Source organism: Qingshengfaniella alkalisoli, from assembly GCF_007855645.1.
GTDB lineage: Bacteria > Pseudomonadota > Alphaproteobacteria > Rhodobacterales > Rhodobacteraceae > Qingshengfaniella > Qingshengfaniella alkalisoli.
The window spans coordinates 1,608,994-1,634,347 of record NZ_CP042261.1; the positions used below are offsets into that span (position 1 = coordinate 1,608,994).

General features: G+C 58.4%; 25 protein-coding genes and 1 tRNA gene. 15 read left to right on the forward strand and 11 right to left on the reverse strand.

What is annotated here, in order from left to right; genetic code table 11:
* Positions 1-27: 27 nt before the first annotated feature.
* The 5 genes from gor to FPZ52_RS08105 all read right to left on the reverse strand — a co-directional run bounded on the left by gor (position 28) and on the right by FPZ52_RS08105 (position 4,442).
* A complete protein-coding gene (gor, locus tag FPZ52_RS08085) occupies positions 28-1,383 on the reverse strand; it encodes a glutathione-disulfide reductase (protein WP_146364963.1) in 1,356 nt (451 codons plus the stop codon).
* Positions 1,380-2,156, reverse strand: coding sequence for a ribose-5-phosphate isomerase RpiA (gene rpiA, locus FPZ52_RS08090; RefSeq protein WP_146364964.1), 777 nt, complete (start codon positions 2,154-2,156; stop codon positions 1,380-1,382). Before rpiA ends, gor begins: the two co-directional genes overlap by 4 nt.
* Before the next feature lie 66 nt (positions 2,157-2,222).
* Complete coding sequence (locus FPZ52_RS08095) at positions 2,223-2,909, reverse strand: thiamine diphosphokinase (protein ID WP_146364965.1); 687 nt, start codon at positions 2,907-2,909, stop codon at positions 2,223-2,225.
* 2 nt (positions 2,910-2,911) lie between these two features.
* On the reverse strand, positions 2,912-3,139 hold the full coding sequence (locus FPZ52_RS08100) for a DUF2842 domain-containing protein (protein WP_146364966.1): 228 nt from the start codon (positions 3,137-3,139) through the stop codon (positions 2,912-2,914).
* 10 nt (positions 3,140-3,149) lie between these two features.
* On the reverse strand, positions 3,150-4,442 hold the full coding sequence (locus FPZ52_RS08105) for an adenylosuccinate synthase (RefSeq protein ID WP_146364967.1): 1,293 nt from the start codon (positions 4,440-4,442) through the stop codon (positions 3,150-3,152).
* Between the two features lie 172 nt (positions 4,443-4,614).
* Between FPZ52_RS08105 and secG the strand changes: the two genes are divergently transcribed.
* The 9 genes from secG (at position 4,615) to FPZ52_RS08150 (ending at position 13,821) form a co-directional block, all read left to right on the forward strand.
* Positions 4,615-4,983, forward strand: coding sequence for a preprotein translocase subunit SecG (gene secG / locus FPZ52_RS08110; protein ID WP_146364968.1), 369 nt, complete (start codon positions 4,615-4,617; stop codon positions 4,981-4,983).
* Positions 4,984-5,135: 152 nt separating this feature from the next.
* Positions 5,136-6,779 carry a CTP synthase gene (locus tag FPZ52_RS08115; RefSeq protein ID WP_146364969.1) on the forward strand — a complete coding sequence of 548 codons (1,644 nt, stop codon included), beginning with the start codon at positions 5,136-5,138 and terminating at the stop codon, positions 6,777-6,779.
* 442 nt (positions 6,780-7,221) lie between these two features.
* On the forward strand, positions 7,222-7,692 hold the full coding sequence (locus FPZ52_RS08120) for a tellurite resistance TerB family protein (RefSeq protein ID WP_146364970.1): 471 nt from the start codon (positions 7,222-7,224) through the stop codon (positions 7,690-7,692).
* A 96-nt stretch (positions 7,693-7,788) separates the two neighbouring features.
* A complete protein-coding gene (locus FPZ52_RS08125) occupies positions 7,789-8,565 on the forward strand; it encodes an ABC transporter ATP-binding protein (protein ID WP_146364971.1) in 777 nt (258 codons plus the stop codon).
* A 40-nt stretch (positions 8,566-8,605) separates the two neighbouring features.
* A complete protein-coding gene (locus FPZ52_RS08130; protein WP_146364972.1) occupies positions 8,606-9,325 on the forward strand; it encodes a transporter substrate-binding domain-containing protein in 720 nt (239 codons plus the stop codon).
* 39 nt (positions 9,326-9,364) lie between these two features.
* A complete protein-coding gene (locus tag FPZ52_RS08135) occupies positions 9,365-10,249 on the forward strand; it encodes an ABC transporter permease (protein WP_146364973.1) in 885 nt (294 codons plus the stop codon).
* Entirely contained in the window at positions 10,246-11,085 is an 840-nt protein-coding gene (locus tag FPZ52_RS08140; protein ID WP_146364974.1) for an ABC transporter permease, read from the forward strand. The genes FPZ52_RS08135 and FPZ52_RS08140 overlap by 4 nt, the downstream gene beginning before the upstream one ends.
* Before the next feature lie 91 nt (positions 11,086-11,176).
* Positions 11,177-12,535: a glutamine synthetase family protein gene (locus FPZ52_RS08145; RefSeq protein ID WP_146364975.1), complete on the forward strand. Its 1,359-nt coding sequence runs from the start codon at positions 11,177-11,179 to the stop codon at positions 12,533-12,535.
* Between the two features lie 89 nt (positions 12,536-12,624).
* On the forward strand, positions 12,625-13,821 hold the full coding sequence (locus FPZ52_RS08150) for a DegT/DnrJ/EryC1/StrS family aminotransferase (protein ID WP_146364976.1): 1,197 nt from the start codon (positions 12,625-12,627) through the stop codon (positions 13,819-13,821).
* A gap of 7 nt (positions 13,822-13,828) precedes the next feature.
* Here the strand turns inward: FPZ52_RS08150 and phaR are convergent, their stop codons facing one another.
* From phaR to FPZ52_RS08165, 3 genes are all read right to left on the reverse strand, one after another.
* Positions 13,829-14,389 carry a polyhydroxyalkanoate synthesis repressor PhaR gene (phaR, locus tag FPZ52_RS08155; protein WP_146364977.1) on the reverse strand — a complete coding sequence of 187 codons (561 nt, stop codon included), beginning with the start codon at positions 14,387-14,389 and terminating at the stop codon, positions 13,829-13,831.
* Between the two features lie 136 nt (positions 14,390-14,525).
* The gene (locus FPZ52_RS08160) at positions 14,526-14,984 is read right to left on the reverse strand and encodes a phasin, PhaP (protein ID WP_146364978.1); all 459 of its coding nucleotides are present in this window, start codon (positions 14,982-14,984) and stop codon (positions 14,526-14,528) included.
* A 137-nt stretch (positions 14,985-15,121) separates the two neighbouring features.
* Positions 15,122-16,906: a PHA/PHB synthase family protein gene (locus FPZ52_RS08165; protein ID WP_146364979.1), complete on the reverse strand. Its 1,785-nt coding sequence runs from the start codon at positions 16,904-16,906 to the stop codon at positions 15,122-15,124.
* Positions 16,907-17,012: 106 nt separating this feature from the next.
* Between FPZ52_RS08165 and phaZ the strand changes: the two genes are divergently transcribed.
* From phaZ to FPZ52_RS08180, 3 genes are read left to right on the forward strand one after another with little or no spacing between them, the layout of a single operon-like run.
* Complete coding sequence (gene phaZ / locus FPZ52_RS08170) at positions 17,013-18,281, forward strand: polyhydroxyalkanoate depolymerase (protein ID WP_146364980.1); 1,269 nt, start codon at positions 17,013-17,015, stop codon at positions 18,279-18,281.
* A 5-nt stretch (positions 18,282-18,286) separates the two neighbouring features.
* Positions 18,287-19,057, forward strand: coding sequence for an alpha/beta fold hydrolase (locus FPZ52_RS08175; protein WP_146365705.1), 771 nt, complete (start codon positions 18,287-18,289; stop codon positions 19,055-19,057).
* Positions 19,042-20,022: an alpha/beta hydrolase gene (locus FPZ52_RS08180; protein WP_146364981.1), complete on the forward strand. Its 981-nt coding sequence runs from the start codon at positions 19,042-19,044 to the stop codon at positions 20,020-20,022. The genes FPZ52_RS08175 and FPZ52_RS08180 overlap by 16 nt, the downstream gene beginning before the upstream one ends.
* 36 nt (positions 20,023-20,058) lie before the next feature.
* Here FPZ52_RS08180 and FPZ52_RS08185 read toward each other — a convergent pair.
* Positions 20,059-20,134: transfer RNA gene (locus FPZ52_RS08185), tRNA-Ala, on the reverse strand.
* Positions 20,135-20,204: 70 nt separating this feature from the next.
* Here FPZ52_RS08185 and FPZ52_RS08190 point away from each other — a divergent pair.
* A complete protein-coding gene (locus FPZ52_RS08190; RefSeq protein WP_146364982.1) occupies positions 20,205-20,765 on the forward strand; it encodes a gamma-glutamylcyclotransferase family protein in 561 nt (186 codons plus the stop codon).
* A gap of 6 nt (positions 20,766-20,771) precedes the next feature.
* Here the strand turns inward: FPZ52_RS08190 and gltX are convergent, their stop codons facing one another.
* Positions 20,772-22,094, reverse strand: coding sequence for a glutamate--tRNA ligase (gene gltX / locus FPZ52_RS08195; RefSeq protein WP_146364983.1), 1,323 nt, complete (start codon positions 22,092-22,094; stop codon positions 20,772-20,774).
* Positions 22,095-22,156: 62 nt separating this feature from the next.
* Between gltX and FPZ52_RS08200 the strand changes: the two genes are divergently transcribed.
* Together FPZ52_RS08200 and FPZ52_RS08205 are read left to right on the forward strand one after the other, a co-directional pair.
* Positions 22,157-22,567, forward strand: coding sequence for a metallopeptidase family protein (locus tag FPZ52_RS08200; RefSeq protein ID WP_146364984.1), 411 nt, complete (start codon positions 22,157-22,159; stop codon positions 22,565-22,567).
* A 63-nt stretch (positions 22,568-22,630) separates the two neighbouring features.
* Positions 22,631-23,551, forward strand: coding sequence for an MBL fold metallo-hydrolase (locus tag FPZ52_RS08205; RefSeq protein ID WP_146364985.1), 921 nt, complete (start codon positions 22,631-22,633; stop codon positions 23,549-23,551).
* A 30-nt stretch (positions 23,552-23,581) separates the two neighbouring features.
* On the opposite strand, the gene FPZ52_RS08210 is transcribed toward FPZ52_RS08205, so the two are convergent.
* On the reverse strand, positions 23,582-25,240 hold the full coding sequence (locus FPZ52_RS08210; protein WP_146364986.1) for an NAD+ synthase: 1,659 nt from the start codon (positions 25,238-25,240) through the stop codon (positions 23,582-23,584).
* Between the last annotated feature and the right edge of the window lie 114 nt (positions 25,241-25,354).

The window sequence follows — 25,354 nt, forward strand, 5'->3', positions numbered from 1 at the left end:
CTAGAAATGATTGTTCGAGCTTGAAAATCAAGCCGTCCTTACGGGCGATTTCATTGTCACCAATTCTTCCGACATGGTCGGATGAACAGCGACAGTACGGTCGAAGTCTTCCTTCGTCGCCCCCATTTTAACCGCGATTCCCGCCAACTGGATCATCTCGCCGGCGTTTGGCGCGACGATATGACAGCCCAGCACCTTGCGCGTTTCCTTGCTGACGATCAGCTTCATCATAACGCGGTCGTCTCGTCCGGCAAACGCCTGCTGCATCGCTTTGAACGAGGTCGAATAGACCTCGATCGGCCCCTGCTCTGCGGCCTCTTCTTCCGACAAGCCAATCGTGCCAAATTCGGGCTGCGTGAACACGGCACTCGGAATCAACTCGTGATCAGGCTTGGTCGGGTTGCCATTAAACACAGTCTCTACGAACGCCATCCCCTCACGGATTGCAACCGGCGTTAAGTTCACCCGATCCGTCACATCGCCCACGGCATAGATCGACGGAACTGAGGTCTGGCTGTAGTCGTCAACCGCTACCGCGCCATTGCGCCTGAGTTTCACACCCAGCTTTCCCAGCCCCAACCCGCCGGTGTTCGGCACGCGCCCGGTCGCATACATGACCTTGTCAAAAACCTGCTCGCGGCCGTCCGTCGCCTTGACCCAGACCCCGCCGTCGCGTTGTTCCAGCTCGATGACATCGGTGCCTGTATGCAGCTTCACGCCGTTGTCGCACATCTTGTCCGCAATCAAACCGCGCGCTTCTCCGTCAAAGCCCCGCAGAATTTGTTCGCCCCGGTAATACTGTGTGACCTCAACGCCCATCCCATTGAGGATACAGGCAAATTCGCACGCGATGTAGCCACCGCCCACGATCAGAATGGACCTCGGCAAGTCGTCCAGATTGAAGATGTCATTCGAAGTGATAACCGAGTCACAATTCTCGAATTCCGGCACGAACGGTCGACCACCTGTTGCCACCAGAATGTGTTTGGCCGAGATCGATTTGCCCGAAGCAAGTTCAACTGTATGCGCGTCTTTCAGCACGGCACGCTCGCCAAACCAAGTCACGCCCGACCCGTCGAGCAACCGCTGATAAACCCCTTCCAGCCGGTCCAGTTCGGCGTGCAGCTTGGGCTTGAAAGTCTGCCAGTCGAAGTCGCCATTCTTCACGTCCCAACCATAGGCGCGGGCATCGTCAAACGCGTCGCGATAGCTGGACGCGAAGACCATCAGCTTCTTCGGCACACAGCCACGAATGACGCAAGTGCCGCCCATCCGGCTTTCTTCGGCCAGCGCTACCTTCACGCCTTCGGCCGCCGCAACACGCGCCGCCCGCACACCGCCTGAACCACCGCCAATAACGAACAGATCGTAATCAAAGCTCATTCTGGTCCTCCGGGCAGAGTTTCCGCTTCCGCCATATCAACATCGGTGATCTTGCTACCATCTTGCGTCCGGGTTTCAACCGAGCCGTCTTCGCGACCGATGACAATGGTCCGGCACATGCCGAGGAACAGTCCGTTCTCGACGACGCCAGGAATCTTGTTCAAGGCGACCGCCAGTGCCTCCGGATCGTCGATCCGACCCAGATGCGCGTCAATGATGAAATTGCCCTCATCCGTCACCAGCGGGTCATTACCGCCGCGCAACCTGATCTCGCGCTTGGCAACGGGCTCCTCGGCCAGCACCGCCTCGATTTGACTTCGGGTGGAGGCCAGTCCAAACCGCAGCACCTCTATCGGCAAGGGGAATGCACCGAGCGCTGCGACATCCTTGCTTGGATCGGTAATGACCAGCATCTCTTGCGAGGCGGCGGCAACAATCTTTTCGCGCAGATGCGCACCGCCCCCACCTTTGATCAGGTTGAAGGACGGGTCAAACTCATCCGCACCATCAATCGTCAGATCCAGATGCCCGGCCTCGTCCAGCGTCGTGACGGTCAGCCCCAGTGCTCGCGCAAGCCGTTCAGTCGCCTCCGAGGTCGGCACGCATAGCAGGTCGAGTTGTTCATCCCGCGCTCGCTTCGCCAGACAGCGCACCATCCAAGCCGCCGTTGACCCTGTCCCAAGACCCAGGCGCATCCCATCTTCGACGAAATCGACGGATCGGCGGGCAGCGGCGAATTTCCCTGCTTCGGCGGGCGAAAGTGACAAACTCATGGGCGGCTCCGTTAAAGACGCAACCCATATAGGCGACAGATCGCCTGTCTGCGAGGGGAAATGCCGCTATGCGACCGACCATCGCGGGGCAGTACCAAGCGCCACTAGAAAATCAGGCAAGCAGACACGCGGCAGAATCAGCAACATGGCGGGCTGATCGACGAGCAAACGGACAGGGCCGGTGACGAAGTTGGACGTTCCGATCTGGGCGGCGGGTTCGAAAAGCAATCCGTCAATCGGCCAGTTCAGCCCCTCGCTCGTTCCAGTCACTGCAGCCATCGGGAAAAGCGACAGGCGTGTTTTCTTGGGCAACGCAAGCTCGATGCCGGGAGGCGCGACGCAGATCGCGTCTTCTCGACCAACCAGCACGCATCGTTTCTGCGGATACCGCACCAGCACATTCATCGCGGCCAGCGTATGGTCAACGCGCCCGCCCGTGAAACCTGCCCCCAGGATCAGAGGGGCTTCGATCCGGCTTAAGCATTTCTCGAAGTCAGTACTGTCCTGTTCGGCAATATGGTGCAGCAGGGTCGTCGGAAGCCTTGACGCAACATCGTCGGACAACGAATCCATATCCCCGATTACTGCATCGGGTGTCCGGTCGAGCGCGATGACGGCCTCGGCACCTGAATCTGCCGCGACGATTCGGGCCGCTTGTGCGGCCAGACCGGGCAGGACGTCGGAAAGATCAGGACTGCCGCCCACCAGCAGCACCGCTCCATCGCTGTCGATCACGGTGCCTGGGCTGGACATGCTCAGCTATCCTCGGCCGCTTCGGGGTCGGCTTTTCCAACCCCGCGGAAGACGAATTTGAACGGCAGCGCCCACAGGAAGCCGAGCCCGACATACACCGCCAGTTCGACAATGAAGGGTGGACGGCCGAGCCAGTTCATCACAGTCACCGCTGCGACGATGTAAAGCGGCAGCCCAACCAGCAAAATGATCAGGGACCACCGTTTGCGCGACCTGTAGCTCAGCGTCATCTGTCTACCCTCAATCCGCGAAGGGATCTGTGACGAGGATCGTATCGTCACGCTGCGGAGACGTGGACAGCAGAGCCACGGGGCAATCGATCAACTCCTCGATTCGGCGCACGTACTTGATCGCGGCAGCGGGCAGTTCCGCCCAGCTGCGCGCGCCCACGGTGCTTTCCGACCAGCCTTCCATCGTCTCATAGACCGGCTTCACGCGCGCCTGCTGATCGGCGGCGGTCGGCAGGTAATCAAGCACCTTGCCGTCCAGCTCATAGCCCGTGCAAATCTTCAATTCTTTCAGCCCGTCCAGAACATCCAGCTTGGTCAGCGCAATGCCTTTGACACCGCTCGTCGTGCAGGTTTGGCGCACCAGCACCGCATCGAACCAGCCACAGCGGCGGTCGCGACCGGTGACCGTGCCCTTCTCATGGCCCACATCCGCCAGATGCTTGCCGATTTCGTCGTCCAACTCTGTCGGGAACGGTCCTGACCCCACCCGCGTGGTATAAGCCTTCACAATGCCCAGCACGAAATCGATGGAGTTCGGGCCGAGCCCCGTCCCCGTCGCGGCCATGCCGCCAAGCGTGTTCGACGACGTCACATACGGGTAGGTCCCGAAATCAATGTCGAGCAGAGCGCCCTGCGCACCTTCGAACAGAATGCGCTGACCGGCCTTGCGGCGCTCAGCGAGCAACTTCCACACCGGGGCCGCGAAAGGCAGGACCTTGGGTGCGATCTCCAGCAGCTTGGTTTTCAACGCGTCACGGTCGATTTCGTCGACACCCAAGCCTCGGCGCAAGGGATTGTGGTGTGCAAGGAGCCGGTCGAGGCGGGACTCAAGGGTTGCCTCATCCGCGAGATCCGCCAAGCGGATCGTCCGACGACCGACCTTGTCTTCATATGCCGGGCCGATACCGCGCCCGGTGGTGCCGATCTTGGCCTTGCCCGCGGCCTCTTCACGGATCTGATCGAGGTCCTGATGCACGGGCAGGATCAACGGTGTGTTCTCCGCAATCACGAGGTTTTCGGTGTTGACGGTGACGCCCTGCGCTTCGATCTTCTCGATCTCGCTGATCAGCGCCCAAGGGTCCAGCACGACGCCGTTACCAATCACACCCAGCTTGCCCTGACGCAAAATGCCCGATGGCAGCAGCGACAACTTATAGACATTGTCACCGATCACCAGCGTATGGCCCGCGTTGTGCCCGCCCTGGAACCGCGCGATCACATCGGCGCGTTCGCTGAGCCAGTCAACGATCTTGCCTTTTCCTTCGTCGCCCCATTGAGCGCCTACAACTACGACATTGGCCATCGGTTGCCCCGTTTAGCTTAAATCCGGCGCCCTCTTTAACGGCAGCGCGCCGCGCGTAAAACCTTAAAGTGTGGACGTGGCGGCGCATCTGAGAATGTTGAACGCACAGGGGTTGCGACGAACCCCGTCCCGATATACCTAGCCCAAATCATTGGAGCCAAGGCCGGATCGCATGGAAAACGTCATTCTCATCGTTCACCTCATTCTCGCGCTCTGCCTGATCGGGGTCGTGCTACTGCAACGTTCCGAAGGTGGCGGGCTCGGTATGGGCGGTGGCGGCGGCGCTGGCGCAATGACTGGCCGCGGCCAGATTTCTGCGCTCGGCAAGCTGACCTGGGCCTTTGCAATCGCTTTCATCGCGACCTCCATCACATTGACGATCATCGCTGCGAAAAATTCCTCCGGCGGCTCTGTTCTTGACCGAATCGGCGTTGAAGCGCCGGTGCAGGCACCTGACGCGCCTTCGACGCCCTCTCTGGATGGCAATCTTCTGCCACCCGCGACTGGCGACGCGCCTGCGGCCCCGCCGCGCGCCGAGTAAGGCAAACACCACAAATAGAAATCGCCGTCGTAGCGTTCACAGGATGTTGCGGCGGCTCATCGAATCCGCTATATCTCTAATCCCGTGATGCTGCGGACCGGGATGGATTAGCGCGGCCCAAACAACCTAGCACGCGGGAGGTTCTCCGGCCCATGACTCGTTATGTATTTATCACCGGCGGTGTTGTTTCATCGCTGGGTAAAGGTCTTGCTTCGGCCGCTCTCGGCGCGCTCTTGCAGGCACGCGGTTTTACCGTGCGACTGCGCAAGCTGGACCCGTATCTGAACGTCGATCCCGGCACCATGTCGCCTTTCGAGCACGGCGAGGTGTTCGTCACCGACGACGGCGCGGAAACCGACCTCGACCTTGGTCACTATGAGCGCTTCACTGGCGTCGCGGCGCGAAAAACCGATTCGGTGTCGTCCGGCCGTATCTATTCCAACGTGCTGGAGAAGGAACGCCGCGGCGATTACCTCGGCAAGACAATTCAGGTGATTCCCCACGTCACCAACGAGATCAAGGATTTCATCGCAATCGGTGAAGGCGAGGTTGATTTCTGCCTTTGCGAGATCGGCGGCACCGTCGGGGACATCGAGGGCTTGCCCTTCTTCGAAGCCATCCGTCAGTTCAGCCAGGATCGCCCGCGCGGCCAGTGTGTTTTCATGCATCTCACCCTACTGCCCTATATCGCGGCATCGGGTGAATTGAAGACGAAGCCGACGCAGCACTCCGTGAAAGAGTTGCGCTCCATCGGTTTGGCCCCGGACGTTCTGGTTTGCCGCTCCGAAGGGCCTATCCCGGAAAAGGAACGCGAAAAGCTCGCACTGTTTTGCAATGTGCGACCCGATTCAGTTATTGCCGCTCAGGACCTCAAATCGATCTACCAGGCGCCCCTTGCCTATCATCGCGAAGGCTTGGATCAGGCGGTTCTCGATGCCTTCAACATCTCGCCCGCGCCGCAACCCAACCTTTCGCGTTGGGAAGATGTGCAAGACCGCATCGAACGCGCCGAAGGTCAGGTGCGCGTTGCCATTGTTGGAAAGTACACGCAACTTGAGGACGCCTACAAATCCATCGCAGAGGCCCTCACCCATGGCGGTATGGCCAACCGCGTGAAGGTGAAAGCCGAATGGATCGATGCGGAGATATTCGAACGCGAAGATCCCTCCCCCTATCTGGAAGGCTTCCACGCAATCCTCGTTCCGGGCGGCTTCGGTGAGCGCGGGACCGAAGGCAAGATCAAGGCGGCCCAGTACGCCCGTGAACACAAGATCCCCTATTTGGGCATCTGTCTTGGCATGCAGATGGCCGTGATCGAAGCCGCTAGAAACCTCGCGGACATGAAAAATGCCGGATCCGAAGAATTCGACCATGAAGCTGGCGAGAAGCGTTTTACGCCCGTGGTCTACCACTTGAAAGAATGGGTGCAGGGTAACCACCGTGTCGAGCGCAGGCAAGATGACGACAAGGGTGGAACCATGCGTTTGGGCGCTTACACGGCCTGTCTCTCCAAGGGCTCGAAGGTTGCCGAAGTTTACGGGACCACGACCATCGAGGAGCGCCATCGCCACCGCTACGAAGTCGACATCAAGTATCGCGAGGAACTGGAAAAGAAGGGTATGACCTTCTCCGGACTGTCACCTGACGGCCGTCTGCCTGAGATTGTTGAGGTCAAGGATCACCCGTGGTTCATCGGCGTCCAGTTCCATCCAGAGCTGAAATCAAAGCCCTTCGATCCGCATCCGCTGTTCAAGGATTTCGTCCGCGCGGCCAAGGACAACAGCCGGTTAGTCTGACACACTGACTGGGTCAGTCGCGCGGTCAAACCAAACTGTATCCTTCAGAGGCCATGCAGCCGTTTATCAGCCGTGTCCGGATTTGAGGTTCGGTCATCCCGGACATCAGGCGCGCGTTTTGCAGTCGTTGGTTCGCACGGTCGCCGTAAGCAAGAAGTGTGGCGTAATCCTGTTCAGACTGCGCTTGGCAGCGACCCAGCGCCCGGTCCGCCCCGGCGCTTGTTTCGTCTGATCCATACCATTGGGTCGCATCACTGGTCGCAGGGCGCGAGGAACAGGCCGATAAAACAGCCAAGCATAATATAAAGGACCACTTCACGGATACACCTCCGCTAGAGTTTAACTCTACGGAAATATTAACGGATCGGTGGTACAGCGCAAGAATTGGTGAAGCGGCGAAGTGGCCCTTGGCCGTTGACGCGAAATCCCATATGTCCAGTTTATGTTTGCAGGATTGCTGAAGAACCTTCTTTCCGAAGACACCGGATCGCTCGACCCGACCGACGCTAGCCTGGCCATGTCCGCGCTACTGGTGCGCGTGGCCCGATCCGACGGCGACTACTCTGCGGAAGAAAGACGCCGCATCGACCGGATTCTGGCGGCGCGCTATGCCCTGTCGCCTTTTGAAGCCACGAAGCTTCGCAGCGATGCTGAAACACTGGAAGGCGAGGCTCCTGACACGGTGCGCTTCACGCGCGCTATCAAGGACGCCGTCCCCTATGAAGAACGTACCGCTGTCATCGAAGCACTTTGGAGCGTCGTTTTGGCAGACGGGATGCGCGATGAAGAAGAAGATTCCCTGCTACGCATGGTCGCGCATTTCCTTGGCGTGAATGACCGCGACAGCAATTTGGCCCGGCTTCGAGTCGAAGGGGCAACAAATTCCAGCAACTGGCACGAAACTCGTTCATAAATACCGCCCATCTCGCAGCGTCATGGGATGGAGACGGTTGCTTTTTCGACCAGTTTACAGCGTAATCGGTCCCTAAGAGTGAATAGGGCCGCCGTTTTGGAAAAATCGACACCAGTCATTGAAATCCGGGATCTTCACAAATCCTATGCTGATCTGGAGGTCCTTAAAGGCGTCTCGTTGACCGCACCCCGCGGGCATGTAGTGTCGCTCATCGGATCGTCCGGTTCCGGAAAGTCCACACTTCTGCGCTGCGCCAACCTGCTTGAGGACAGCCAGTCGGGCGATGTCATGTTCGAAGGCGAGCCGATCAAATGGAAGGGCTCCGGCCCCTCACGGCAGCCATCGGATCGCAGACAGGTCCTGCGCGTCAGAACGAATCTTTCGATGGTGTTTCAGCAGTTCAATCTGTGGGCGCATCTGTCTATTCTAGATAACGTCATGGAAGCGCCGGTGCATGTTCTGAAGCAGGATCGTGCCGTGGTTGAAGACCGTGCGCGCCGTCTGCTGGACAAAGTCGGGATTGGCGACAAATGCGACGTATATCCCGCGCAACTGTCCGGGGGACAGCAGCAACGCGCCGCCATCGCACGCGCACTTGCCATGGAGCCAAAGGCATTGCTATTCGATGAACCGACCTCGGCGCTCGACCCCGAGTTGGAACAAGAAGTCGTAAAAGTTATCAAAGACTTGGCTGCAGAGGGCCGCACCATGATCATCGTCACCCATGACATGCGCATGGCGCACGACGTGTCCGATCACGTGGTCTTTCTACACAAGGGCCTGATAGAAGAAGAAGGCCCGCCCGAGCAATTGTTTGGCGCGCCCAAGTCGGAACGGCTACAACAGTTTCTATCGGCGACGGTTTCGGCCTGAGCCTAAAACAACCAGCAAAAGTCCAACAATGGAGATATCGATGAAAACCCTCCTTCTCGCGACCGCCGCGCTTACACTTGGCGCGACTTTCGCCAGCGCCCAGACGGTTCGTCTTGGAACGGAAGGCGCTTACCCTCCGTACAACTTCATAAATGACAATGGCGAAGTCGACGGGTTCGAGCGGGTTCTGGGCGATGAACTGTGCAAACGCGCTGAACTGACCTGTGAGTGGGTCACCAACGATTGGGATTCAATCATCCCGAACCTCGTTTCCGGCAACTACGACGCGATCATCGCGGGTATGTCGATCACCGAAGAACGTGACGAGGTCATCGATTTCAGCCAGAACTATACGCAACCCGATCCATCGGCCTATGCCGCAGCGATGGAAGATGTGGATCTGGAAGGCGGTGTCGTCGCAGCACAGACCGGCACGATCCAAGCCAGCCATGTCGCGGAAAGCGGCGCTGCATTGATCGAATTTGCTACGCCTGACGAAGCGGTTGGTGCCGTGCGCAACGGAGAGGCTGACGCGGTTCTGGCCGACAAAGCCTTCCTCGATCCGATCGTAGGTGAATCCGGTGGCGACCTGATGTTTGTCGGCGAAGACGTTCTGCTCGGTGGCGGAATCGGCATCGGACTTCGCGAATCCGACGGCGAATTGAAGGAGAAGTTCGACGCCGCGATCCAGTCCATGAAGGATGACGGCACGCTCAATGCCCTGATCGCCGAATGGCTGCCCGGAATGGCCCAGTTCTAAGACAAGCGAGGCGCGGAACATCCGCGCCTCCATACGGACATGTTTTCATTCTGCACCGAACCAGAAACGCTCGAGAAAGCCGCTTGGCTTGCCTGTTACCTTACGACAGGCAAGCATCTGGCGTTTTACGCCTCCTTTGGGACGGTTCTTGCCCTACTCGCAATCACTGCGCCGGTGGCTCTGTTGTTCGGATTCGGCGGCGCGATGGCGGCCAGGTCCCACATTCCGCCATTGCGCTGGTTCGGCAAAACATACTCCGCGATGGTGCGCGGTGTTCCCGACATCATCTTCTTCCTGTTCGTGCCAATTGCACTGGATCAGGGGCTAGAATGGCTCAGGCATCACGCGAAATGCCCCGACTGGGACGCACCCGTTCGTCAGGGCAGCGATTTCGTGGTCTGCACCCAGGCCAAGCTGCCGCTATCGACCTCACCACAATGGATACATGAGACCTACGGGTTCTTGTTGGCGGTGATCGCCTTTGCGATAGTATTTGGCGCCTTTGCCGCAAGTGTCCTTTACGGAGCGATGCGAGCGGTTCCGAGATCACAGGTGGAAACGGCCGAGGCCTATGGCATGACCCATCGCCAAAGTTTCTGGCGAATCGTCGTACCGCAGATGTGGGTTTACGCCCTGCCCGGCTTGTCCAATCTATGGCAAATCCTTGTGAAGGCTACCCCGCTTCTGTTCCTTCTGGGCGTTGAAGACATCGTTTACTGGGCGCGCGAGCTTGGCAGTGCCAAAACATCAGCCTTTACCTATCCGCATGGCGACTGGCGGCTCTACTACTTTATGGGTTTGCTCGTGTTCTACTTGCTGCTCACCGCGATTTCCGAGCGGGTCTTCGCCCGGCTGATGCGCCGCATGAGCCACGGTCAAGCCACGTTGGGCGGTGAAGAACTGCGAAAGGCAGCCGCAGCATGAGCTGTTTCGAAACCATCCAGCACTATGCCCTGCGGTCCATCGGTATCGGCGAGCGCCTTCTTCCACGCAGCGACTTCACCCTGTGCGATCAGTTTACGCTAATTGCATCTGGCTTGCTCTGGAATGTCTATTTCGGCGCCTTGGCTTTACTTTCGGGATTTTTTCTGGCGACCGCTGTGGCAGTCGGCAAGAGCAGTCGTAATCCGTTCCTACGCAAGCCTTGCGACTGGTTCGTGTTCCTGTTTCGAGGCTCGCCTCTCTTCATCCAGTTCTTTCTGGCCTATGAAGCTTTCGTGATGCTCCCGAAGGCCGGCATCCCCATTCATCTGGGTTTTGTAGAGATCACCGTCCAAACCGGCTGGCTTACGCGGGCCTGGGCCGGGGCGCTGATCGTGCTGTTCCTGAACACGTCGGCTTATGCCGGGCAGATATTCTATGGTGCACTTCAATCCATCCCGAAAGGTGATCTGGAAGCAGCGGAAGCATATGGCATGTCCGGCTGGACCAAGTTTCGCCGCATCACATGGCCCACCCTGTTGCGACTGGCTTGGCCCGCCTACACGAATGAGGCGATTTTCCTGTTCCACGCGACGACGCTGGTTTTCTTCTCCGGCTTCCCGGCGTGGCGTCAGCAAGGCGATGCACTGTATTACGCGAATTACTTCGCGGACAAGACGTTCAACCCCTTCGTCGCCTACCCCATAGTCGCGGGCTATTTCGTCTTGGTGACATTGGTCGTGATCGGCATCTTCGGTATCATCAACCGGCACCTGAACCGCCATCTGAGTGCGGGCTCGCGACCCCGCACGCGCTATCGCCCTAACCTGCTTCGCTGAGAACTCACTTGTGAGACATTCCCCGCGCCGCTAGCGTTCGCGCGGATCTGAAAGCTGAACAGGCAATAGACGAACCAACAGGTAACCAATCATGTATGACTGGCTAAAGAATACACCGCAGGCTGCACAAGACTATCTGAGCGGTCGGCGTCTGGATGAGGTCGAATGTATCATATCCGACCTCTCTGGTGTCGCGCGCGGCAAGGCCATGCCCGCCAACAAATTCGCGCATCAGTCGAAGTTTCACCTGCCCGACTCGATCTTTTATCAAACCATCGCGGGCGGCTGGGCGGATGTTCCGGATAACGAAGGCTTTACCGAGCCCGACATGCACCTGATCCCGGACTTCTCCACGGCAACTGCGGCCCCTTGGACGGGTGACTGGACACTGCAGGTGATCCACGATGCGAATGACCGCGACGGCAATCCGATCCCCTTTGCTCCACGAAACGTACTGAAACGCGTGGTCGAGGAATATCGCAAGCGGGGGCTATCGCCTGTTGTCGCTCCGGAAATGGAGTTCTTCCTCGTCGCCCGCAACATCGACCCCGCAAACCCGATCGAACCGATGATGGGGCGATCCGGTCGTCCTGCCGCAGCGCGTCAGGCCTATTCGATCTCGGCCGTGGACGAATACGGTCCGGTGATCGACGATATCTACGACTTCGCCGAAGCGCAGGGCCTGGAAATCGACGGCATTACGCAAGAAGGCGGTGCCGGACAGGTTGAAATCAATTTACGCCATGGCGATCCCATTCGGCTTGCGGATGAGGTCTTCTTCTTCAAGCGACTGATCCGGGAAGCGGCAATGCGGCATAACTGCTTCGCGACCTTCATGGCCAAACCGATAGAGAACGAGCCTGGATCTGCTATGCACATGCATCATTCGGTGGTTGATCTGGGTAGCGGAAAGAACATCTTTTCCGACGAAGCGGGCGACCCGACACCGGCCTTCTTCCACTTCATCGCAGGGTTGCAGAACCATCTGCCCGCGGCGATCGCGATCCTTGCGCCCTATGTGAACAGCTATCGACGCTACGTGAAGGACCACGCCGCTCCGATCAATCTGGAATGGGGGTCGGACAATCGCACGACGGGCATCCGGGTACCGATTTCCAGCCCCGCAGCACGCAGGGTCGAAAACCGCCTGGCCGGGATGGACTGCAATCCCTATCTCGGAATCGCCGCTTCGCTCGCCTGTGGCCTGCTGGGTCTGGACGATCAGAAAGATCCCACGGCGATGCTTGCAGGCGATGCATATGACGGGGAAAGCGAGCTACCGCGCGGAATGGATGCTGCACTTGCTCTGTTTGAGGAAGCCAAACCGTTCCGTGATATTCTCGGCGAACGCTTCTGTCGTGTTTATGAGACCGTGAAATCGATGGAGTACGACGAATTCCTCGAACAGATTTCACCATGGGAGCGCGAGCACCTGTTGCTCAATGTCTGACATTGGCGAAAAGATTTGAAAGCTGCATGGAACTGTCACAGTCCACACAGTAGATCATGAGGATCAGTTTTGCGGATCAAGCGATAGAAATGCCTTTCACCGACGCAGCACCTGACCTTTATAGCGCCGAGCCCATCCCCGCAGAGGCCCGCGCCGAAATCGACCGTATCCTGCAATCGGGCGATCTGTTTCGTTATAATGCAGCAGCGACATCACCGGTGGCGCTGTTGGAGCGTGATTTTGCGGAACGTCTGGGCTGCCGCTTCGCATTGGCAGTAACATCGTGCTCATCCGCGCTGTTTCTGGCAATGAAGGCGCTGGAATTGCCACTTGGTGCGCGCGTTCTAGTCCCCGCCTTCACATTCGCGGCTGTACCATCCTCCGTCATCCATGCGGGCTGCATTCCCGTTTTGGTCGAATGCGGAGCGGACCTTCGGATCGACATGGACGACTTTTCGTCCAAACTTGACGATGCCGACGCCGTGCTGATCAGCCATATGCGTGGTCATACCTCGGACATGGATCAGATCATGGCGTTGGCAGCGACACGGGGCCTGCCCGTGATTGAAGACGCCGCCCATTCACTCGGGACCAAATGGAACGAGAAGAACATCGGCACGATTGGGCGGATTGGTTGTTTCTCTTTCCAGTCCTATAAGCTGATGAATGGCGGCGAAGGTGGGATGCTGGTCACGGATGACGCGCAGTTGATCGCGCGTGCCGTGATCATGTCGGGCGCCTATGAACACAACTGGCGCAAGCACGATTTGATCGCCGCCGAAGCCGAAAAGCTGCAAAACTGTTTGCCGCTGTACAATATGCGAATGAACAACCTCTCAGCCGCGGTGCTGCGCCCCCAGTTGAAGGAGCTGGACCGGAGAATCTTGGACGGTCGGCACAATCACGACTATGTCGCGGCCTTGCTGAACACATCTCCTTGGCTCTCCGTTCCCGCGCCGCTGCCGCCAGAGCTGCGAGCGCCCGACTCAATCCAGTTTGCATTGACCGGGATGTCTGACGCGCAAATGCTTACCTTCGCGGACGCAGCAAATGTGCGCGGTATTCCCGCACAGATTTTCGGTCGGTCAGAAAACAACGCCCGCGCCTTCTGGAACTGGAACTTCCTTCCCGAGAAGTACGACCTTCCCAAGACGCGGGATATGTTACTGAGCACCTGCGACGTGCGCCTGCCGGCACGACTGACACCGCGCGAACTGGATGCAATCGCGCGGATATTACTGGACGCGGCATTGCTTGCCGGACAGGGTCGCGCCTACGGCACGTAGCTCCGCACTATCCCTTTCCGTGGTCCATTTTCGATAGCTGTTCCTGTAGTGCCGCCAGTTGCTTCTTGATCTCTCCAAGATCGGAGTCGTTCGTCTCGTTTTCTTGCTGCTCCGGTGTAGGGGCAGTTGTAGAACCCGGCCAACCGGGCACCAAAGTTGACAAGAACGCCTGCTGCTGGCGTTGCATCGCCTCAAAACCGCCCATCGGGTTGGTGAGTGTCGAGAAGTTCTCCATCATCTTCGACTGGCTATCGCGGAGCATCTCGAATGATGCGGCAAGAAACTGCGGCACGACGCTATTGGCTTGTGTGGTGTAGCTACGCACCAAATCGTTCAGCACACCAATTGGCAGGACATTTTCGCCGCGGCTTTCATGTTCCGCAATGATCTGAAGCAGATACTGACGAGTCAGATCATCGCCGCTTTTCAAGTCGATAATCTGGACGTCCCGCCCATCACGGATGAAGCCCGCGATATCTTCCAATGTAACGTAATCGCTTGTTTCCGTGTTATAAAGGCGCCGACTAGCGTAGCGCTTGATCAACAGCGGCTTGTCCGACTCAACCAACAGTGTGCCCCCCTACTGTGTCAGACCGAGACTAGGCGAGGTTGTTTCAAAAAGAAAGGGCGAGCCTAAGGCTCGCCCATCTTGGCGCTTAACGAGGGAGGAGGAGGAGAAGATAAGCGCCTAGATCTGTGTTATTTTAGCGGCCAGCAGCAGATGTTGCCTTCTTGGCAGCAGATGTCGCTTCCGACGTCGCCTGTTTCACGGCAGCCGTCGCATCTTCACTGAAATCTTTGCCGGCAGCCATCATAAGCTCAACCGTTTCCATTTGGACCTTCTTCGCAACTTCAGCGAAAGCAGCCATGGATTCAGCTGTCAGTTCCGCCTGAAGCGACGCGAAATCGGTGATCGCTTTGGTATAGTCCCTCGGTTCTTCTTTAACCGCATAGACATCGCCCAGCTTACCGAGGGTTTCCCTGGTCCACTTGCTGGAGATTTCCGTCGATTTCTCGGCCGCGTCGATCGCGACTTTCGACAGTTTCTCGTTCAGCGTGGCCTGCGTTTTGAACGCATCTTTGAATGCTTTGGTGTCCACCGGGAACGCACCCATCATTTCTTGAAACATTTTGGTCATGTCGTTGGTCTTGGCAGCAGGCATTCTAGTCTCCTTGAAATATGTGCGGGAACTCCCGCCGTGCTGTCATCTCTCCAATGAAGATAAATGCTGCACCGCAGCAAATCAAGGATTATTCTGCACTGCAGCATTCCTTTCCGTAAAGCCGCTGATTTGCCAAGCTATTTTTTCAGCACATATGTTCCCGGCGCCGCCCCAAGCTGGCGTTCTGGCGAATCAGGCAGCGGCCTGGCCGGTACCTGCTTGCCGGAACGCGCCTTCAGCCAGTCTCCCCAACGCGGCCACCAGGAACCTTGGTGGAACTCCGCCTCGATCTGCCATGTCTCTGGCGGCAATTTGACGTTATCGTTGATATAATGACCATATTTTTTCTTTGTGGGCGGATTGACGATCCCGGCGATATGCCCCGACTGTGACAGAATGAAAGTCTTGCTGCGGCTGCCGAATTTCTGGATGCCGTTGTAACTGGCTTTCCAGGCGGCAATATGGTCTGTCTCGCAGGCTATAGCACAAACAGGCACCTTCACCTGCTTGCTGGTGACCGTTTCCCCGCAAATAGTGAACCCCGATGTCGCAAGCAGATCCTGTTGACACAGCCCCCTGAGATACTCGACCGCCATCTTGGCCGGCAGGTTCGTGCCGTCGCCATTCCAGTAGAGCAGATCGAAGGCGGGAGGCGCCTGCCCCATCATGTAGCTCTTGATCGCAGGCCCATAAACCAGATCGCGCGACCGGAGAAACGAAAACGTCCGAGACATGAAGAAGGAATCGAGAATTCCCTTGGCCAGCGACTCTTTCTCGATTCCATTCACGAAACCATCGTCCAGAAACGCGGTGAATTCCCCCTGGTCAGAGAAATCAGTCAGTGTGGTAAAGAAGGTCGCCGCTCGGATGGACTTGTCCTTGCGCTTTTCCATCAACGCCAGGGCCAGACTTAGTGTCGTGCCGGCGATGCAATACCCGACCGCGTTGATCTGATCCTCGCCCGTGATCTGCTTCACCTGGTCAATCGCGGTCAAATAGCCTTCTTCGACATACTGATCCATTCCGACATCGCGATAACTCGGGTCGGGATTGACCCAGCTGACGACGAACAGGGTGTAACCTTGATCGACAATCCAGCGGATCAGGCTGTTCTTTTCCTGCAGATCCAGAATATAGAACTTGTTGATCCAAGGCGGAAAGATCACCAACGGGGTTTTATGTACCGTTTCCGTCCGCGGCGCGTACTGGATCAACTCGAACAGGCGGTTACGAAACACGACCTGCCCTTCGCTCGTCGCCAGATTCTCGCCGACCCTGAACGCGTTGGGATCGGCAAGCGTCACCAGAATTTCCCCCTGGTTGGCCTCGATGTCACGGACAAGGTTTTCCAACCCGTCGACAAGTGACTGCCCGTCCGTCTCGACCGCCTTTTCCAGCGCGTCAGGATTGGTGGCAAGGAAATTGGTAGGCGACATCATGTCGATCATCTGGCGCGTGAAGTACCGCACCCGCCGTTGATCCGCCTCGTCCAATCCGTCGAGAGATTGCAACGCCTGTTCGATCGCGCCCGAAGTCAGCAGGTAATTCTGCTTTATGAAGTTGAAATACGGATGCGACTTCCAAAGCGGGTTAGAGAACCGGGGATCATCCGGCGTGTCATCCGACGGCGCGGCGATCTGACCAGAACCAAGCGCCTGCTGCGCCTCTACATAATACGCAAGCATCTTGCCCCAGTACCCGACCTGTTGCTCGATCACCTGGGCCGGATTGCGCATCCATTCGGACCAATATGCCGTCGCCGCCTTCCAGAAAACGTCCTGCCCTGGCCCCTGCAGACTGGGTTCAATGCTGCGCCTCTGTGCAATCGCGTTCACCAACCGCTGCGAAAGTGCCTCAATTTTCGCGATATTGGCGTTCAGCTTGTCCAGCTTCGCGCCTTCCGTAGCTTCCTCAGTTGTCATGGCGCCCGTTCCCTCATAGGTTTCCTCCAGCCTATCCTCGCCTGACACAAGGGCAAGCAACGATTCTGTTCCGGTTCAGGCTCCGCGATAAAATGCAGGAGATGTCATGCGCTACATGGCCACATATGACTTCATGGAAACCGTGCGCAACACCAACCAGTGGCTGGGGGCGACGGCGCGTGCATTTGCATCATATCCAGCCACCGGCCTCGCCCCGTCACCCGCCTTCCAGATGATGGCCGCCTGGGGCGAAGTAACCGAGCGCAGTTTTGCGCGGATGGTCGCCAAGCCCGACTGGGGCATCCAAAGCGTCGTCGGCGAAGACGGACGCGACCACGTGGTCGCCACGCGGGTTCTGGTCGAACGCCCTTTCGGCGACCTGATCAAATTCGATGTGCAGGGCCTCGCGGAGCGCAAGCGCAAGGTACTTCTCGTCGCGCCGATGTCGGGCCACTACGCAACGCTCATGCGGTCCACGGTCGTCAGCCTGCTGCCCGACTGCGAGGTCTATGTTACCGACTGGCACAATGCCCGCGACATCCCCGTATCCAAGGGCAAATTCGACGTAGAGGACTATTCGCTCTACCTGTCTGATTTCATCGAGCATCTGGGTTCCGACATCCATGTGATCGCGGTTTGCCAACCGGCGCCACTCGCCTTGACCGCAACGGCTTACCTCGCGGACAAGAATCCTGACGCGCAACCGCGCAGCCTGACACTGATCGGCGGTCCTATCGACCCTGACGCCGCGCCGACCGAGGTCACCGATTTCGGCCACCGCGTGAGCATGGGACAACTGCACGAGATGACGATCCAGCGGGTCGGTTTCAAATATGCAGGTTCCGGACGGATGGTCTATCCTGGACTACTGCAACTGACATCCTTCATGTCCATGAACGCCGAGCGTCACGGCAAGGCCTTTTTCGACCAGATGCTCCGCGTCGCAAAGGGTGAGGCCAGCGACCACGACCATCATAACCGCTTCTACGACGAATATCTGGCCGTGATGGATATGACCGCCGAGTTTTACCTCAGCACCGTCCAGCGCATCTTCAAGAACCGTGAAGTCGCGCGCAATGCCTTCAAGGTCAAAGGCGAGCATGTGGACATAGGCAAGATCACCAATGTTGCCGTGAAAATCGTGGAAGGCGAGCGGGACGACATCAGCGCGCCGGGCCAGTGCCTTGCCGCGCTTGACCTTCTGACAGGTCTGCCGGACAGCAAGAAGGCCAGTCACTTGGAACCGGGTGCTGGGCATTACGGCATTTTCGCGGGTAAGAGCTGGCGCAACAACATTCGGCCGCTGGTGCTGGAGTTCATTGACGCCAATTCCAAATCGCAGCCAGCGTCCAGGAAAACCACCAACGCAGCTTGACCGATATGACACCTGAGTTTCTGACGACAGCGCAAGGGCGCCGTCTTGCCTATCATTGCATCGGTGGTTCTGGCCCCGGCATCGTATTCCTCGGCGGCTTCAAGTCCGACATGGAAGGCACCAAAGCCGTTCATCTTGAAGACTGGGCCAAACGGGAGGGCCGAGCCTTCTTGCGGTTCGACTACTCTGGCCATGGTCAGTCGGAGGGCACATTCGACCGAGGCTGCATTGGCGATTGGGCTGAGGACGCTATTGAAGCCATCAATCGATTGACCCGCGGGCCACAAATTCTGGTCGGGTCATCCATGGGTGGCTGGATTTCATTGTTATGCACCCAACGGATCAGCGCTAAGATCGCAGGTTTGGTCACCATAGCAGCCGCACCCGATTTCACCGAGGATAGCATGTGGGCCGGGTTCTCTGATTCCCAGAAAGCGGAATTGGACCTCAATGGTCGTGTCCTTCTACCCAGCGACTATGGCGAGCCCTATGTGATCACGCAGCACCTGATCGAAGACGGGCGCAACCATCTGGTTCTACGCAGCCCACTGCCGCTGGCATTCCCCGTCCGCTTCCTGCAAGGTACCGCCGATGCAGATGTCAGCCGCGCCACGGCTCTGCGCCTGCTGGATCACGCGGAAGGCCAGGACCTGCGACTGATCCTCGTAGACGGCGCAGATCATCGTTTCTCATCAAATGATTGCCTTGACCTGATCGAAACCTCTATCAAGGAGGTGATTGATCGGGTGGAGGCAAAGGCATGCTCGTCGTCCTGAAGTGGCTCTTGCTCGCCGTTCTCGTCCTTGGGGCGGCACTTTCCAGTTTGTGGGTGATCATCCCGAAGGAAGAGATCGACCCCACCCGCAGGATCGATTCCGCCACCATCGGAGAAAACCTCGATGCGTGGCTCGCCGAGAAAGAACGCATGCAACCCGGCCTGAGGGATGGCGCGCAAAAGCAGATCATCTGGGCAGGCCAGACCGACGCGCAAACCCCTTTAAGTATCGTTTATCTCCACGGGTTCTCCGCCAGCGCGCAAGAGCTTTCGCCCGTTCCACAGCAGATCGCCGAGAACCTTGGCGCAAATCTGTACCTGTCCCGGCTTACAGGTCACGGCGTCGACAGCGATGAACTGGGCAAGGCGCTTCCCAACGACTGGATTGACGATCTGTCAGAGGCTATCGCCATCGGTCGACGCATCGGCGAGCGGGTGATCCTCATTGGCACCTCGATGGGGGGTGCCTTGACTGCAATCGGTGCCCAGCAGTCCCCGGACGACCTTGCAGGAGTTGTCATGCTTTCCCCCGGTTTTCGCCTGAAGGGTATCGCGGGCGCCAGTATCGAATGGCCCGGCGCACGCATATGGGGTCCTTGGCTGGTCGGTGAAGAACGGGGCTTCGAGCCGCGCAACGACGCCCACGCCGCGCATTGGACCAACCGCTATCCGACCGAAGCGCTTGCATCGCTGGGGGCGGTCTCCCGCTACGCCAGATCCATGGATGTCGAGGCCATCGACGTCCCCGCCTTGTTCTTTGTCGCACAAGGGGACACGGTAGCCGACCCCAAGACGACACGTCAGCTCGCTGCGGATTGGGGCGGCCCACATGAAATCGTGCCGGTTGTCATGGCCGAAGGCGACGACCCGGATGCGCATGTTCTTGCAGGCGACGCGCTTTCCCCGGGCCAAACCGCACGCACCGTGTCGATCATCACAAGTTGGGCGCGAGACCTGCATAACTAGCGCCGGCCGCACTGAACCCACGCATGAAGACCAAGTTGGTGGAGCCGATCGGGATCGAACCGACGACCTCGTCATTGCGAACGACGCGCTCTCCCAACTGAGCTACGGCCCCCTGACGATTGGTTTGCTAAAGACCGATTGGATTGTCAATATTCAGGGGCACAACAAGAAAGGACACAAACGTGCCGGCCAGCTACTTCTTCGGATATGGTTCACTCGTCAATCTCAACACGCACAGCTATCCGGCGACGCGCCCCTGTTCACTGGACGGATGGCGGCGCAAATGGTGCGGAGTTGCCGGGCGTGGCCCTGCCCTTCTCTCGGTCCGGCCGGTTTCAGGCCAACGGATCGACGGAATGACGGCGCAGGTACCCGGTAATGATTGGGCCGCGCTCGACCAGCGCGAAAGCGGCTACGGACGGCACGCGGCCCGGTCGGTGTCCGGCTTGGACGTACAGGTCTATCAGGTACGGGACGACATCGAGCTTAGTGACACCGCTGCCCCCATCTTGCTCAGCTATCTTGATGTTGTTGTTCAAGGCTTTCTGACCCATTTCGGCGAAGATGGCGTCGCACGGTTTTTTGCCTCGACGGATAACTGGGATCGTCCTGTCCTGGATGACAGGCACACGCCGCGATACCCCCGGCACCAGAAACTGTCAGAAAACGAAACCGTGCAGGTGGACGCCCACCTGCACGAGCTTGGTATTCATCCGGTCAGGCAGCTGCACAACGCGATCTGAGGCGCCCTAAACTTTGCGCGGAAGGGCCCGCATCAAGGGCATGAAATCACCCATGTCTGGCCCGTGCGCCCGCCCAGTCAGGGCCTTGCGCAACGGCATGAACAGGCCTCGACCCTTGCGGCCCGTCTTGGCTTTCACCTCATCGGTCCACAGTTTCCATGTGGTATCGTCAAAGGGGCCTTCAGGCAAAAGCGCCATGGCCTCGTCAATGAATGCGGCATCTTCAGGGTCCACTTGCATCTCGGCCCCTTCCGATACAATCGCCCACCATTCGGTCAAGTCATTCATTCCGTTGATGTTATCGCGCATCACCAGCCAGAAACGTTCGGCCTGATCCGCAGCCACACCCTGTGCCAAGACTCGGTCACGCACCGCTTCAAAGGGCTGGCTCGCAAGGACACGGGCGGTCATTGGCACGAGGTCTGCCTCATCGAACTTGGTCGGAGCGGATCCGAAATGGGCAATATCGAAACCGTCCACCAACTCGTCGATCGAACCACGCAGTTCAACCGGATCGGACGATCCGAGCCGAGCCATCAAGCTCAGCAGCGCCATAGGCTCGATTCCCTTTGCACGCATATCACGGATCGAAAGGGTGCCCAGCCGCTTGGACAGGGCTTCACCCTGCGGCCCTGTCAACAGGGAATGGTGGGCAAACCGTGGTGCCGCGCCGCCAAGCGCTTCGATCATTTGAATCTGCGTCGCCGTGTTGGTCACATGGTCGGAGCCGCGCACGACATCCGTGACGCCCATCTCAATGTCGTCCACAACAGAGGCGAGCGTATACAGCACCTGACCGTCGCCGCGGATCAGAACGGGATCAGACACACTCGCCGCGTCGATCGAGATGTCACCGAGAATACCGTCCTGCCACTCGATGCGCTCGTGATTGAGCAGGAATCGCCAGTGGCCCGACCGGCCTTCGCGCAGCTTGGCCTTTTCTTCATCGGTCAGAGCCAGTGCGGATCGATCATACACGGGTGGCTTACCCATGTTGAGCTGCTTCTTGCGCTTCAGATCCAGCTCTGTCGGCGTCTCGAACGCCTCGTAGAACCGGCCCATGTCGCGCAGTTTGTCAGCGGCCTCGGCGTACCGGTCCAGGCGGTCGGACTGACGCTCGATGCGGTCCCATATCAGGCCCAGCCATTCGAGATCTTCCTTGATGGCATCGATATATTCTTCCCTGGACCGCTCCGGATCCGTGTCGTCGATGCGCAGGATGAAGGTGCCCCCCGATTGTCGCGCGATCAGGAAGTTGAACAGCGCGGTGCGCAGGTTGCCAATATGAATGTATCCCGTCGGGGACGGGGCAAAACGCGTCGTGGTCATGTCAGGCTCCTTCAGGCGCAGACCTCTTTCACAAGCGCCCGCTTTTGTCCATATCCTGCGCTATGACAGATCAAAGTGACACTGGGCTCGCCCCCTCATCCGACGACATCTACACCTTGGCACGTGCAGCGATTGAAGCGATCCCTGCACCCCATGCCCCCGCAGCACGTCAAATTGCCCTGCGAGTGGCAGAGCTTGCCGATGACAGCATGCTCGAGGAGTTGAAGATCGACGACCCCTTTTCGCTGACGGGCTTATATGACGGCATTCCGCTTACGGAAAAGTCGGTGATGGATCAGCCGATGGGACCGGACACGATCTGGCTGTTTCGCCGTGCGATTCTGGACGAGTGGATCGAAAGGGGAAACGTGTCATTGGCCGATCTGGTTAGCCATATTGTCGTCCACGAAGTCGCGCATCATTTCGGTTGGAACGATGAAGATATCTCGCGTGTAGACCAATGGTGGCTGTGATCCGATGGGGAGCAATATCCGTATCGGTGTGGTAGGCTACCGCCAGAAACAGGGAGAACAAACATGTCCAAGCTTACCCGCCGACAAGCTCTTGCTTCCGCAGCCGCGCTTCCGCTCGCCTCGACAGGCGTGACCATGGCCAGCGCTGCAACCGACATCAAGGAACCAAGCTTGAACACCTTCAAGCGCTTCCGCCATGGAGATTTTTCCATGACCGTATTGCTTGCGGGCACAGCGACGCGCGAAGAGCCTCATAGTATTTTCGGCCTGAATGCATCGCCGGATGAATTTAGCCAGGTCTCCACGGAAAACTTCATCCCCGATGACAAGGCACAGTTCTTTTTCACGCCGACGCTGGTCAACACGGGTTCTGAACTCATCCTTTTCGACACGGGATTGAACGCTGACGGGATCACCGGCGTCCTTGGCGATGCAGGCTACACTCCGGATCAGATCGACACCGTGGTGATTACGCACATGCATGGCGACCATATCGGCGGCCTGATGACCGATGCGGGAGACCCGACCTTTCCCAATGCGCGTTTCGTCACCGGTTCTGTCGAACACAATTATTGGGCAGAGCAAGACAATGACGGCTTCAAGGCCAAGGTTGCCCCGCTCAACGACAAGATGACCTTCCTGGAAGGCGGAGGCGAGGTCGCGTCAGGCATGACCGCAATCGAAGCATTCGGTCATACGCCCGGTCATATGGCCTACCACGTCGAAAGCGCAGGTCAGGAGCTGACACTGATCGCCGACACGGCGAACCACTATGTCTGGTCACTGGGATACCCCGATTGGGAGGTCAGCTTCGACGTGGATAAGGAAATGGCCGCAGCAACTCGGCGCGGTCTGCTCGAACAGCTATCATCAGAGCGCACCCCCTTCATCGGCTATCACATGCCATTCCCAGCTTTGGGTTATGCAGCCAAGCGTGATGACGGATTCCGTTTCGTTCCGTCAAGCTACCAGACCATGCTGTAGCGTCGGCCCATTTGCCGGGGGCAGGTTCGCCTACCCCCGGTCGCGCCACCTGTTCACGATCGGATAGCGACGATCCAGCCAGAAGGCACGTTTCGTCAATCGCGTCCCGGGGGCTGATTGGAAGCGCTTGTATTCAGACGTGTAGATCAGCCCTTCAACTTTGCGCACAACATCCTCGTCAAATCCTTCCGCAACAACCTCGGCCAATGACAAATCCAGATCAACCAGCATCTCCAGGATGCGGTCGAGTTGATCGTAGGGCGGCAAGCTGTCTTCGTCCTTCTGATCTTCCCGCAACTCGGCACTTGGCGGCTTGTCGATGATGCGCGGCGCGATCACCTCTCCCTCCGGCCCCATCATCCATGGACGGTGATTGACATTTCGCCAGCGGCAGGTCTCGAACACCCGCGTCTTGTAGAGATCCTTGATCGGATTGTATCCACCCGCCATGTCGCCATAAATCGTCGCGTAGCCAACTGCGACTTCGGACTTGTTGCCGGTCGTCAGAAGCATCTCTCCCAGCTTGTTGCTCAGCGCCATCAAGAGCACGCCGCGCAGGCGCGACTGGATGTTTTCCTCGGTCAGATCAGGAGCCAGACCGTCAAACAGTGGTTCCAGCACCTTCGTCACCGCCGCGCGAGGCTCCGAGATGGGAACGGTGTCCAGCTTGCATCCCAGCGCATTCGCGACGCTCGCGGCGTCGTCGAGCGACTCCCGTGACGTGTATTCGGACGGCAGCATGATGCAATGGACGTTCTCAGGCCCGAGCGCATCCGCCGCGATGACGGCGACAAGTGCGCTATCCACGCCGCCGGACAACCCCAGGACGACCTTCGAGAAGCCCGATTTGCGCATATAGTCGCGCAGGGTTTCGACCATCGCGCGATAGTCCTGCTCCCATTCGCCGGGCAGCGGTGCCAGCTCGCCCTGCTTGACGCGCCAACCGTCCTCAGTCTGCCCGATCTCTATCAACCCGACACATTCTGTGGAGGACGGCAGTTGCACAGCCAGTTCACCGCCTGGGTTCAAGGCGAAGCTCGCCCCATCGAAATACTGATCATCCTGGCCACCCAGCATGTTCAGATAGACCAGCGGCAACCCGGTTTCGATGACCCGCTCGACCATCACATGTTTGCGCAGATCGTTCTTGTTCCGGTGATAGGGCGATCCGTTGGGAACGAACAGCACCTCCGCGCCGACCTCGGCAAGCGTTTCAGCAACATCCGGACCCCAGGCGTCCTCGCAGATGGGCGTTCCGATGCGGAGCGGACCGATGCGGTAAGGTCCGGAGACGGGGCCGGCTTCGAACAGCCGCTCCTCGTCGAACACCTGACCGTTGGGCAGATCGTGTTTGAGCACGCGCGCCACGACCTCGCCACCCTGCAGCACGAAATAGGCGTTGTATAGGCTTCCCCCCTCGACCCACGGCCCGCCAATGCCCACAGCAGGTCCATCCGCGCACTCGGTCGCCAACTCCTCGATCCGCCGGATCGCTGCGGCGTGGAAGGCCGGCTTCAAAACCAGGTCCTGCGTTTGGTAGCCGGTGATAAACATCTCCGGCAGCCCGATCATATCGGCACCCATTTCCTTCGCGGATTGCCACGCGGTGACCGCTTTTGCGGCGTTTCCCTCGATGTCCCCGACGATCGGGTTGAGCTGGCCGATGGCGAGACGGAAGGTTTCTGGCATCTTGCACTCCTGATTGTCAGGCTCGGTGTAGAATGCATCTCGCCGGGGGAAAAGGCGGGGACGCAGAATTATTGTCAGCCGCGTCGCAATCGACTACGCATTGAGCAAGAGCAG